The organism is Bacillus swezeyi, assembly GCF_030908325.1.
Classification (GTDB): domain Bacteria; phylum Bacillota; class Bacilli; order Bacillales; family Bacillaceae; genus Bacillus; species Bacillus swezeyi.
Window position 1 is genome coordinate 1,727,029 of the sequence record NZ_CP133085.1, and the last position, 12,168, is coordinate 1,739,196.

13 protein-coding genes are annotated in these 12,168 nt (G+C 44.2%); 11 read left to right on the plus strand and 2 right to left on the minus strand.

The features are described from left to right. Positions 1–158 precede the first annotated feature (158 nt). From ahpA to rok, 3 genes are all read left to right on the plus strand, one after another. Entirely contained in the window at positions 159–701 is a 543-nt protein-coding gene (gene ahpA / locus RBH91_RS08585) for a biofilm-specific peroxidase AhpA (protein ID WP_076762211.1), read from the plus strand. Positions 702–789: 88 nt separating this feature from the next. Beyond that, positions 790–1,248 (plus strand): TlpA family protein disulfide reductase, encoded by a 459-nt coding sequence (locus RBH91_RS08590; RefSeq protein ID WP_076762212.1) that lies wholly within the window; start codon positions 790–792, stop codon positions 1,246–1,248. A 545-nt stretch (positions 1,249–1,793) separates the two neighbouring features. Then, complete coding sequence (gene rok / locus RBH91_RS08595; protein ID WP_307894192.1) at positions 1,794–2,375, plus strand: transcriptional regulator Rok; 582 nt, start codon at positions 1,794–1,796, stop codon at positions 2,373–2,375. Between the two features lie 147 nt (positions 2,376–2,522). Here the strand turns inward: rok and RBH91_RS08600 are convergent, their stop codons facing one another. Next, complete coding sequence (locus tag RBH91_RS08600) at positions 2,523–3,482, minus strand: coiled-coil domain-containing protein (RefSeq protein WP_307894193.1); 960 nt, start codon at positions 3,480–3,482, stop codon at positions 2,523–2,525. A 155-nt stretch (positions 3,483–3,637) separates the two neighbouring features. On the opposite strand from RBH91_RS08600, the gene mobA reads away from it, so the two are divergent. The 6 genes from mobA to moaD all read left to right on the plus strand — a co-directional run bounded on the left by mobA (position 3,638) and on the right by moaD (position 7,869). Beyond that, positions 3,638–4,225 carry a molybdenum cofactor guanylyltransferase gene (gene mobA, locus RBH91_RS08605; RefSeq protein WP_307894194.1) on the plus strand — a complete coding sequence of 196 codons (588 nt, stop codon included), beginning with the start codon at positions 3,638–3,640 and terminating at the stop codon, positions 4,223–4,225. A gap of 114 nt (positions 4,226–4,339) precedes the next feature. After that, entirely contained in the window at positions 4,340–5,353 is a 1,014-nt protein-coding gene (locus RBH91_RS08610; protein ID WP_307894195.1) for a MoeB/ThiF family adenylyltransferase, read from the plus strand. 18 nt (positions 5,354–5,371) lie between these two features. Next, positions 5,372–6,664 carry a molybdopterin molybdotransferase MoeA gene (locus RBH91_RS08615; protein WP_307894197.1) on the plus strand — a complete coding sequence of 431 codons (1,293 nt, stop codon included), beginning with the start codon at positions 5,372–5,374 and terminating at the stop codon, positions 6,662–6,664. Then, positions 6,631–7,167: a molybdopterin-guanine dinucleotide biosynthesis protein B gene (gene mobB / locus RBH91_RS08620; protein ID WP_307894198.1), complete on the plus strand. Its 537-nt coding sequence runs from the start codon at positions 6,631–6,633 to the stop codon at positions 7,165–7,167. Before RBH91_RS08615 ends, mobB begins: the two co-directional genes overlap by 34 nt. Then, entirely contained in the window at positions 7,146–7,643 is a 498-nt protein-coding gene (locus tag RBH91_RS08625) for a molybdenum cofactor biosynthesis protein MoaE (RefSeq protein ID WP_307894200.1), read from the plus strand. The genes mobB and RBH91_RS08625 overlap by 22 nt, the downstream gene beginning before the upstream one ends. Further along, positions 7,636–7,869: a molybdopterin converting factor subunit 1 gene (moaD, locus tag RBH91_RS08630; protein WP_307894202.1), complete on the plus strand. Its 234-nt coding sequence runs from the start codon at positions 7,636–7,638 to the stop codon at positions 7,867–7,869. The genes RBH91_RS08625 and moaD overlap by 8 nt, the downstream gene beginning before the upstream one ends. 26 nt (positions 7,870–7,895) lie before the next feature. Here moaD and RBH91_RS08635 read toward each other — a convergent pair whose 3' ends face one another. Beyond that, positions 7,896–8,276 (minus strand): Rok-like winged helix domain-containing protein, encoded by a 381-nt coding sequence (locus RBH91_RS08635; protein ID WP_076762221.1) that lies wholly within the window; start codon positions 8,274–8,276, stop codon positions 7,896–7,898. A gap of 264 nt (positions 8,277–8,540) precedes the next feature. Between RBH91_RS08635 and RBH91_RS08640 the strand changes: the two genes are divergently transcribed. After that, a complete protein-coding gene (locus RBH91_RS08640; RefSeq protein WP_307894205.1) occupies positions 8,541–10,298 on the plus strand; it encodes an ABC transporter ATP-binding protein in 1,758 nt (585 codons plus the stop codon). Positions 10,299–10,312: 14 nt separating this feature from the next. Continuing rightward, positions 10,313–12,133 (plus strand): ABC transporter ATP-binding protein, encoded by a 1,821-nt coding sequence (locus tag RBH91_RS08645; protein ID WP_307894702.1) that lies wholly within the window; start codon positions 10,313–10,315, stop codon positions 12,131–12,133. Positions 12,134–12,168: the final 35 nt, after the last annotated feature.

Genomic DNA, 12,168 nt, shown 5'->3' on the forward strand with positions numbered 1-12,168 from the left:
TGCTAATTTAAATTTATTATCAATTAATATTGACTAAAAAAACTATTAGCATTATAATTGATTATGTGATGTTATTAACTAAATGAGAATTTAATATTTAAATTCTCATTTTGATATGGGTAGCTGAACCCAAAAATATTATTGGAGGGATACATAAAATGGCAGAACGTATGGTAGGTAAACAAGCACCTCGCTTTGAAATGGAAGCTGTACTTGCAAACAAAGAATTCGGTAAAGTAAGCCTGGAAGAAAACATGAAAAATGACAAGTGGACTGTTCTTTTCTTCTACCCAATGGACTTCACTTTCGTATGTCCGACAGAAATTACCGCGATGTCTGACCGCTATGACGAGTTCGAAGACCTTGATGCAGAAGTCATCGGTGTATCAACTGACACAATCCACACTCACCTGGCTTGGATCAACACAGACCGCAAAGAGAACGGTCTTGGCCAATTAAAATATGCACTTGCTGCAGATACTAACCATGAAATATCCCGCGAATACGGCGTATTAATCGAAGAAGAAGGTGTAGCGCTTCGCGGATTGTTCATCATCAACCCAGAAGGTGAGCTTCAATACCAAACTGTTTTCCATAACAACATCGGCCGTGACGTTGATGAAACATTGCGTGTTTTACAAGCGCTGCAAACAGGCGGACTTTGCCCTGCAAACTGGAAACCAGGTCAAAAAACACTTTAATTTCGTCTCTTATAGATGAAGCAGGATTGGAAAGGTCTAACATTTGTTAGACCTTTTTCATCGACTAAATCACAAAGGAGGAAAAAACATGAAATTACGTCAGCCTATGCCAGAGCTAACTGGCGCAAAAGAATGGTTAAACGGAGAAGTGGCAAAAGAGCAGCTTATTGGTGAAAAGCCGACACTGATCCATTTTTGGTCAATCAGCTGCCACTTATGTAAAGAGGCAATGCCGCAAGTCAACGAGTTCCGCGACCAATACAAGGATAAGCTGAACGTTGTTGCCGTGCATATGCCGCGTTCGGAAGACGATTTGGACATCAATAAAATTAAAGAGGTAGCAGCTGAACATGACATTACACAGCCGATTTTTGTTGACAGCGAGCATAAATTAACGGATGCTTTTGAGAATGAATATGTCCCTGCTTATTATGTATTCGACAAGACAGGTCAGCTTCGCCATTTTCAAGCTGGAGGCAGCGGAATGAAAATGCTCGAAAAACGTGTAAACCGCGTTCTTGCCGAAACAGAACAATCTGCTGAATAAAATAAAAAGCCCCGTTTCCTGGGGTTTTTTATTTTAGCCCGGCCTGCGCTTCAAAAAAATCAAAAAAATTTCCGCTATCCGCCCCTCTCTTTAAATGAATCTTAAGACACTGTTTATTTCGTTTAGTAAGCCTTATGTCCCATTTTTGATTAAGGAGCATTTTGGCTCGGCCGCCCGCGCAAAAGACGGCGGTTTCGACACGTGAAATCTGCCAATTTTGAATATTCTGGATTTATAAGCCGGAATGATCACCGTTTTCTCACACTTTCCATTATTGTTGATCAGATGCTTCAACTCCTAAATTATGTTCATTTAAAAAGTATTTTTCTAGGTTTCTTCATTATTTACCATATTTCGACATGGGTGATAAAGTAGGTCAAAATGCTTCAAAAACTCCTGCAAAGTCAACCTTCACGGAAATTTAGTTCTATTTTCTTAACGGGAAAATACAGTAGAAAAACGAAAAAATAGTTGATAAAATTAGTTTGGTAATCTAATATTTTTATTAGAAGGTTTATTTATTCTGATAGGAGGGCAAAAACGGTATGTTTAACGAGAGGGAAGCATTGCGTTTAAGATTAGAGCAGCTAAATGAGGCTGAGGTTAAAGTCATTAGGGAGTATCAAATTGAGCGTGACAATATCTATGCAAAGCTGCGCGAATTGGATCGTCCATCCAGCTTTAATGATACAAAAAAAGATTTTCGCCCAGAGCGGAAAAGTGAATCGCTCCCGGTTTTAGCTGAATTAGCTGCACAGGAGATGAAAAGCTACCAGCAGCAGCAGCCGCAAGCATCTCAAAAAACCCAGCAGCAGACTTCTCAGCAAGCCTCCGCACTGCCAGCTGGAATTCCAGACGGTACGACAAGGCGCAGAAGGGGTACGGCCCGTCCGGGTTCTAAGGCTGCAAAATTGCGTGAAGCAGCAATTAAAACATTGAAACGCCACAACGCGGCAATCAAAAGTTCCGAGCTTCAAAAAGAAATTGAGAAAGAAAGCGGACTCGAGATCCCTAACATGACAACTTTCATGCAGAGTCTGATTAAAATGTACCCTGAAGTCAAAAAACCGTATCGGGGTCAATATATATTAGAGGGCGAAATCTCTACTGAGACAGAGCAGCAATAGGTTTAATCCTGGCTTTTCCAGATAGCGCTTGCAATTTTATAGGGAAAGAACGGCGGCCGATTTGAATGCCGCCGGCCAGTCAAACTGCTTGAGAAAAACGGCTCAAGCAGTTTTTTGTATAAACCATTTTTTCCCTTAAAGTTGTATTTAATTTAATGGTTTTGTTTCCTTATCCGTTCGATTGATTTTATAGACCCATTTTTGAGGAGATGATTCCTCTTCTTTATTCTGTTTTTTCCATTCCTCAATTTTATGTTCCATTTTATCATCGTTCGTCTGGATAATACTCAGCTGTTTATGCAGGAGATCAACTTGTTCTGTTACCGATTGAAGAACCGTCTCAATCTGCTCTGAGCGTTCGAATATATCGTTGTCTTGCCCAAGTGTTTTCTCTGTTTGCTGATAGGTATCAATATCAGCAAAATGAGAAGCAATCCACTTATCGCTCTCATCGAGCTGCCTTTTATAGGAAAGAATCGTTTCGTAAAACAATGATTCCTTCGTTTTTTCAGCTTCCAGCAGCCGGCTTTTCGTATCTGCGACCCGCTCTTTTAGCAAAGCTACATCTGATTCAAGCTGTTTAAACTGAAGGCTTTTAGCGTGAAGCTCATCTTTCAGCTGCCCATTCTCCTCCGTTATATGTTTAAGTTCTTTTTCGGTTTTTTGCCGGGATATTTTTTCATTTTCTGTATTGAATTTCTCATTTTCTATTTGTCTATGTAAGCCCTTTTTCTCCTCTTCGGATTTTACGTTTGCCAAGTGAAGACGGTGCTTTTCTTCGATTTCTTGTTTCCTCATATAGGTTTCTTTTTGAAGAAGCTCCTGAAGCATCACGATTTTACTCAATAACTCGCTTTTAGTGCGGCTGAGCGTTTCGGCCGACTCGTCCTGATTGTTTGCCCTAATCCGCTCCAGCTCCAATGTCAGCTGATCAAGCTGCTGCCTCATGGCGGCATTTTCTTGATTGAGCTTATGGTTCTTTTGATGAAAATAACTTGCCTCAAGCTCATGAATCAATTGATGGCATCTGGCCAGCTCCGCTTTTAAAAATAGATTTTCCTGGGACAAATCGTGAAAGAAAGGCAGTGAACCTGTTGTTTTTTTCATGGTGATCCAGCCCCCCTAAAGATGTTACAACTACAATATGCAAAAATCGGACCGTTCATGTCTTCTGAAAAATCCGTTTTATGGACTTGTTCCTTTTTCGGCTGTTTTGCTATGATTTTCACAATAGGTGTTTGAATAGGAAGGTTGGGAAGGGAATGAAACCTGTACATATCGTTTTATCAGGCGGATTGTCACGCCGTTTTGGAGAGCCGAAGGCATTTGCTTTGTGGAAAAATAAACCTCTTTATCAATGGTGCAAGCAGGCTTTTGGGGGGGAGGCGCTGATATTGAGCCGTCCCGGACTGACAGATCGTTTCAAGTCTTATGGAGAAAAAAAAGTGCTGGAAGACGTTGAACCGTTTGAAGGAAAAGGCCCGCTGGCCGGAATATATACGGCTATGGTGCGTGAGGAAGGGGACGTTTACGTTATTTTGGCCTGTGACACGCCTCTTATCAGGAAATCGACCATCTCCGCTTTAAAGGAACAGATGACGCCTGCTGACGATGCCGTTGTGACGGTTGCAGACGGAAGGGCGCAGCCGCTTGTCGCCGTCTATCATAAAAGGGTGAAACACATCTTGTACGACCAGCTTCGGCGGGATGAGCTGAAGATCAGCTGCTTCCTTGAGCGAATTCGTGTGAAGTATATTGAAGCACATGTAATCGGTGCAGAGCCCTGGGAATTTATAAATGTCAATAAAAAGTCGGATTTAGATAAAATTGAAACGATTTTTTCGGAATGAAATGTTTTATCATAGATTGCAAGAGCTTTTCAGCTTATTTTCAGACATCGGGAAAAGATGTTCCTGGCTAAACATGATATGATACTAAAAAAGGGAGTAAAGGAGACCATCCTGATGCATGAAAGGTATTCAAGACAAATCAGATATCAAAACATCGGACAAGCGGGACAGGACAGAATAAGAAAAAGCCATGTTTTGATTGTCGGAGCCGGAGCGCTCGGCACAGCCGCCGCTGAAGGGCTTGTCCGCGCAGGAGTCGGTGTTTTGTCTATTATAGACCGCGACTATGTAGAATGGAGCAATCTGCAAAGGCAGCAGCTCTATACCGAAGAAGACGCAGAAAAACGGCTTCCAAAAGCGGTTGCGGCAAAAGAGCGCCTTTCAAAAATGAATCGCGATGTCAGGCTTCATACATATGTTTCAGACGGCACCGCTGAGACGCTGAAGCCGCTGATCGAAGAGGCGGATGCCGTCGTTGATGCAACAGACAATTTTGAGACCCGCATGATTATCAATGACCTGGCTCAAGCGGCTGGTACGCCATGGGTTTACGGCGCTTGTGTCAGCAGTCAGGGCATGTATATGACGATCGTTCCCGGAAGCACACCCTGCCTTGCCTGTCTGTTTGAGAACATTCCGATTGGCGGAGCAACATGTGATACTTCCGGAATTATTTCGCCTGCCGTTCAAATGGTGTCGGCTTATCAGCAGGCCGAAATATTAAAGATATTGACGGATCAAAAAGAGGCGCTTCAAACGGCTTTTGTCACGTTTGATTTATGGGCGAACACCCATTTTGAGATGCAAATAGACCGTCATAAGAACTGCCCTTCATGCGGCCAAGCGCCGGTATATCCGTTTCTCCAGAACTCAAAGCAAAAGAAAGCGGACGTGCTGTGCGGAAGGGAGACCGTTCAAATACGCAGCGATATGTTAAAACACCTTCCTAAACAAGAGCTCATCGAAAAACTTGCCGGGATCGGCAAAGTCGATGCGAATGACTACCTGCTTCATGTTGCATATGAAGCGTTTCGGATCGTCATTTTTCATGATGGAAGGGCGCTTGTTCACGGCACAAGCGATATAAAAGAAGCCAACTCAGTATTGGCAAGAGTCATCGGAATGTAAAAACAGGAGGTTTTTTGAATGCTTGAACAAAGAAAACCCATCCCCGTCTATGAAGCTGCCGAACGTGTCATACAGCTGCAGAAACAGGGAGAAACAGAGTGGACTCAGCTTGAGGAAAGTCTGCACAGGTATTTAGCTGAGGATGTAAAAGCTGATCATCATGTGCCGGCCTTTGACCGCTCGCCATATGACGGCTTTGCGGTCCGCGCGTCCGATACTGCCGGCGCTTCCAGAGAGAACCCGCTTAAATTTGAGGTTATTGATCATATCGGAGCCGGGGCTGTTTCGGAAAAAAAGCTCGGCCCTTTTCAGGCAGTCCGGATTATGACGGGAGCGCAGATTCCCGAAGGTGCGGATGCGGTTGTCATGCTCGAGCTGACGAAGACATATTCAGAAGACGAAAAAAACTATATGATGCTGAAGCGTGCTTTCCAGCCCGGAGAAAACATTTCGAAAACGGGTGAAGATGCGGAAAAAGGTTCGGTTCTTATAAGGAAAGGAACGCGGATTACGCCGGGGGTTGTTGCACTGCTTGCGACATTCGGCTATGCTGCTGTTCCCGTGGTTAAAAAGCCTGTGATCGGTATCATAGCAACCGGAACGGAGCTCTTGAATGTCAGTGACCCCCTCGTTCCGGGGAAAATCCGCAACAGCAATGCGGGCATGGTGGCAGCCCAGGTTGAAGAAGCAGGCGGCAAACCTCTTTATTTAGGGAAAATATCGGATCAATTTGAGGAGAGCTTTGAAGCGGTCGAAGGAGCATTGAAGAAGGTGGATTTTCTGATTACAACCGGCGGAGTGTCCGTTGGGGATTTTGACTTTCTGCCGGCTATTTATGAAAAGCTCGGCGCCGAGGTTCTGTTTAATAAAGTGGCGATGCGTCCGGGAAGCGTAACAACAGTCGCCCAATTAAACGGAAAATTGTTATTTGGGCTGTCAGGGAATCCGTCTGCCTGTTTCGTAGGTTTTGAGCTGTTTGTAAAACCGTCCGTCAAAGCTTGGCTGCGTGATCCAAAACCGTATCCAATGTGCGCTGAAGCGATTCTAACAAAGGATTTTCCAAAGCCTAATCCATTTACAAGGTTTGTCCGCTCATTAGTCTCGATCAAAGAAGGAACGCTTCATGCAAAACCGGTCGGCCTTGATAAATCCAGTGCTGTCACATCGCTTGCAGATGCCAATGCCCTTATGGTTTTACCTGGAGGCACAAGAGGCTATGAAGCGGGCAGACGGGTGCATGTCCTTTTATATCGGGATGAGAACGGAAGTGAGGAGCTATGGCAAGAGATTTTCCGATCCTCCAGGTCGTAGGGTATCAAAATAGCGGTAAAACGACGTTTGTTGAAATGCTTCTGGAAAAGCTCGAACATGACGGTGTGCAGGCCGGCTGTCTGAAGCATCACGGTCATGGGGGAGAGCCGGATGCTTTTACCGAAGGAAAAGATTCCGGCCGTTTTTTGCGGGCTGGTGCAGCGGCTTCCGGGGTGGAAGGCGCAGGTGTTTTCCAGCTTACCGCCCGCGGGAATTGGACGCTGGAAAAGCTGATTTCCGCATACAGCCTCCTGTCGATCGATTGCCTGCTGATTGAAGGGTTTAAACAAGCTGAATATCCAAAGGTTGTAATGGTCAGAGATGACGGGGATAACGATTTGATTGAACAATTGGACGGCATTATAGCTGTCATTTACCAGCACAATAAACCGCATATTGCTGGGAATGATATACAATGTTTTCATATGGAGGATCCAAGTGCGATTTCTTATATTGTAAAACACTTAAAGGAGGAAGGCGTTTGTCTGGACGATTTGTCATAACAGAAGAACCCATCGTAATCGACGATGTCGTCAAAAAAGTCGAGAGAAGAGAAGCCGGCGCCATTACGACATTTATCGGAACAGTGAGAGAATGGACAAATGGAAAAAAAACGCTCTATCTGGAATATGAGGCTTATGTTCCGATGGCAGTCGGCATGCTGTCTCAGATAGGCGAAGAAATCAGTGAAAAATGGCCGGGAGCCATTGCGGCTATTACTCATCGAATCGGAAGATTGGATATCTCGGATGCAGCCGTTGTCATCGCCGTTTCCTCCCCGCATCGAAAAGCGGCTTATGAAGCGAACGAATATGCGATTGATAGAATAAAGCAAATCGTTCCGATATGGAAAAAAGAGCATTGGGAAGACGGAGAATCCTGGATCGGAGACCAGCTTGAAACAACGGCATATCCCAAAGGAAAGCCAGACATAGAAGCTGTGGCTTCGAACCGTAAAAGAGGTGCTGACATTGATTAAAATTTTGTTGTTTGCCCATCTTGCAGAGCAAGCGGGTGCACAGAGCATCAATATGGAAGAAGAGAAAACAACGACAGACCGCATCAGGCAGTTTTTAAAGGAAACGTACAATCTTCAGGGAACAGACCGGGCTATGATCGCAGTCAATGAAGTGTATAAAAGAGGTAACAGTGAAGTAAAGTCCGGGGATACAGTCGCTTTCATTCCGCCGGTCAGCGGAGGGTAAAAAAACGGCAGCCGGTTATGCACAAGCTATAACCGGCTGCCGTTATTATCATAATCGTTTCCGAGATAGAGAAAACAGCCGCGCCGTTCTTTAGAAATATTTGGTTCTAATTTTTGAATAAGCTCATAAAGCTCACTAATACGGTGAACGTTAAAATTGGTTCTTTCTTTCAGTTTCATTTTCAGCTCTTTCGTTGTTACGATGTTGCCTTTTTGCTGTTTAATAATGTCTACGCAATGTGCTGCATAATACTCTTTATTGGAACGTCTATATCGCTGGATCTGCCTGTCAAGCTCACCCAGCCTTTCATAGATGCCTTCACGTTCTTTCCTGATGTCTCTCCAGACTTTTTGTTCCAATTCACCTAAGAGGAGAAGCTGTTTTTTTAAAGCCTCTCTGTTCGACATTGCAATCAACTCCGTCATTCATAATTTGATAACATTTTCTATTATTTTACATCATATTCCTCTATTCATCAAAAATTTTCCTTTATAATCGGCTTAATATTTTCAAATTGGCAAACTGAGCAGCCGTTTGATGTTCAGACGGGAGAAGTGGAAAGTCTCCATAATAAGTCTGAATTTTATAAAATTGGTGGAATTTTATTTCGGAAATCGATATATTAGATGATGTGTCCTAGTTTTACATGAATTGGAAAGGTGCTGGTGCGAATGGAGTCACTCAAAAAACTAAAGTCTTTTTATTGGCCTTATAAAAAACTGTTTATTTTGTCGCTGGTTTCAATGCTCTTGATGACGGCGATCACTGTCATTTATCCGATTATGCTGCAGATGACGATTGATGAAGTGATTATTGGCGGCCAATATCAATTGATCATGTGGATCAGCCTAGGTTTTATCGTTGTCATGACAGTAAAAGGTGCAGCTACTTTCTTCCATCAATATCTTGGCGATATGTTCGGCATTCACTCTGTCTACAGCCTGAGAAAAGAGCTGTATGCGAAGCTGCAGCGTCTTCCGTTTAAGTATTATGACAGTGCAAAAACAGGGGATTTGATGTCGCGGCTGACAGCTGATGTCGAGGGAATCAGATTCTTTTTGTCGTTCGGCTTTGCAGAGGTGGTTCGTTTTGTCCTGCTCGTTACACTGAGCCTTTCTGTCATGTTTTCTTATTCAGTACCTCTTACTCTCGTAACCATTGCGTCATTGCCGTTTTTGGGAGCGGCGGTCTATCGGTTTGATAAAAAAGTGCACCCCGCTTTTCGAAAGATAAGAAAATCCTTCGCCCGCTTAAATACAAAAGTCCAGGAAAATATCAGCGGAATGAACACCGTAAAATCCCTGTCAAAAGAAAACTTTGAAATTCAGAATTTTACTCATTCAAACGTACATTTTCGAACAAAAAATTTAAATGCTTCATATATCATGTCGAAATTTTTCCCTTTAATGGAGTTCATCGGCAATATCTGCCTTGTTGCACTCCTGTCGTATGGCGGCTGGCTCGTCATTCAAAACCGCTTAAATCCGGGGGAGCTCGTCGCTTTTTTCAGCCTTGTCAATTATATGATGTGGCCGATTATGAACCTCGGCTATGTCATCAACTTGTTTTCGCAGGCAAAAGCATCTGGGGAGCGTCTTTTAGACATTCTTGATGCTGACGAGCAAATAACCGACCGCGGCTGTCGGGCCGAAAGCGGACGGCTGAATGGAGATGTCGTGTTCAACAATGTTTCCCTTCAATATACAAAGGGAAACGCTGAAGCTTTGCATGAGGTGTCATTCCAAGCTCCCCGGGGGAAAACGATTGGATTAATCGGTGCGACGGGCTCAGGGAAAAGCAGCATCATTCAATTGTTGAGCCGTTTTTATGAACCGACATCAGGAAATATCACGATTGACGGCAAACCTCTTTCCCACTATTCATTAAAGATGCTGCGCTCAAATATCGGAATCGTTCCGCAGGAATCGTTTTTATTTTCATCTACCATTGAATCGAATATTTCTTATGGGAAGCCGGATGCATCGATGGATGACATCATGGAAAGCGCGAAAAGAGCCCAGGCCCATGATTTTATCATGGAGCTTCCGGATCAATATGAGACGATGCTCGGCGAAAGGGGACTCGGGCTGTCGGGAGGTCAAAAGCAGCGGATTGCCATAGCGAGAGCGATTTGTCTTAATCCGAGCATTCTGATTTTGGATGATTCGACAAGCGCCGTTGATATGGAGACGGAACATCGCATCCAGCTTGCCCTGCAAGAGGTGATGCGTGATCGGACGACTTTTATTATCGCTCACAGAATCTCTTCAGTGAAGCATGCTGACGAAATTCTCGTTTTAGACAGCGGCATGATAAAGGAAAGAGGAACACATGAAGAATTAATTGAGAAAAACGGTTTATACAAACGGATTTTTGATTTGCAGTACAAAGATCAAAATGTTTTGAATGAACCGCATTTTGCAGGATAGGGGGCCGTTGTTTGATGGAGCACCAAGCGAAAAAACAAACATTGATGAACCGGTTTTTTTACGCTTCAGACCAAATCATTGAAAAGCCGTTTAACTGGGCGCAAATGTGGCGGCTGCTTAAATATTTAAAACCGTACCGCAGCAATTTGCTGCCGCTGTCTTTTTTAACGGTGATCATCGCTGCGGCCATTCGGCTGACCGTGCCCGTATTGATCGGGGTCTATGCACTCGATAAAGCAATCGCAGGCAAAGATATGAATCTTCTCCTTCTATTGATTTGTGTCATCAGCATCATGTATCTGGTGAATTACGTTGCGAATGTCTTGAGAATCCGTTGGATGAACAAACTTGGACAGCATGTGATCTATGATCTTAGGCAGCATTTGTTTACACATGTCCAGCGGCTCTCACACCGCTTTTTTGACGAACGCTCGGCGGGTTCGATTCTCGTCCGCATCATGAATGATATCAATTCATTGCAGGAGCTGTTTACGAGCGGAGTCATCAATTTGCTGATGGATGTCCTGCTGCTCTTCGGAATTATTGTCATTCTGTTTTCGCTTAGTCCTGAGCTGACAATCGCGATCATGATTACCTTGCCTGTCATGTTCTTTATTTCTACCAATCTTCGGAGAAAAATCCGCCGGTCATGGCAAAAAGTCCGGTTAAAACAGTCAAAGCTGAATTCCCACTTAAACGAAAGCATCCAAGGCATCAGGGTCACTCAGGCGTTTACACAGGAAAAAGAAAATATGATGTATTTTGAAGGCGTCAATGGCGAGAACTTTGAAGCCTGGCGGGAAGCGACGAAAAAAAATGCGACATTTCGCCCGCTCGTCGAAATGACAAATGCGGTCGGAACCGCCATCCTCATCTGGTACGGCTCAAGCTTGATCATTAATGAAACGATTACGATCGGCGTTTTTGTATCTTTCGCTTTTTATCTCGGGATGTTTTGGGAGCCGATTTCAAGGCTTGGTCAAGTCTATAATCAGCTGCTGATGGGGATGGCTTCGTCTGAACGGATATTTGAATTTCTTGATGAAAAGCCGAGTGTTGCGGATAAAGAAGATGCCGTTAAAGTAAAAGAATTAAAAGGTCATATTGAATTTGACGATGTTGAATTCTCTTATGATGGGAAGCGGAAGGCGCTTCACAGAATATCGTTTGAGATTCCGGCTGGCACATCGATTGCACTTGTCGGGCATACAGGATCAGGAAAGACGACGATTGCGAGCCTGATCAGCCGGTTTTATGATGCGACAAGCGGGACGGTAAAAGCGGATGGAATTCCGATCACAGATATTTCGCTTGACGACCTGCGTTCGCAAATCAGCATCGTCCTTCAGGACACGTTCATTTTTTCAGGAACGATTATGGAAAATATCCGTTTTGGGCGGCCGAACGCAACTGATGAAGAAGTCGTTGAAGCAGCTAAAGCCGTCGGTGCCGACTCTTTCATTTCAGCGCTTCCAAATGGGTATGCCACAGAGGTCGAAGAGCGCGGCAACATCTTATCCGCGGGGGAGCGGCAATTGATTTCATTTGCAAGGGCGCTTTTGGCTGATCCGCGTATTCTCATCCTTGACGAAGCAACCGCCAGTATCGATACAGAAACCGAAGTCAAAATTCAAGCCGCCTTGAAAACCCTGCTTCACGGCCGCACTGCGATCATGATCGCCCACAGGCTGTCAACGATAAGGGATGCTGATAAAATCATGGTGCTTGACCACGGCAGAAAAATGGAAGAAGGCAGCCACCAGGAATTAATCAAACAACGCGGCATGTATTATGAGCTTGTGAAGGCACAGTACCGCATGTTTCAGGCGGATTGACTACGCAAAATCTATTTTTGCGAAAAACACCATGA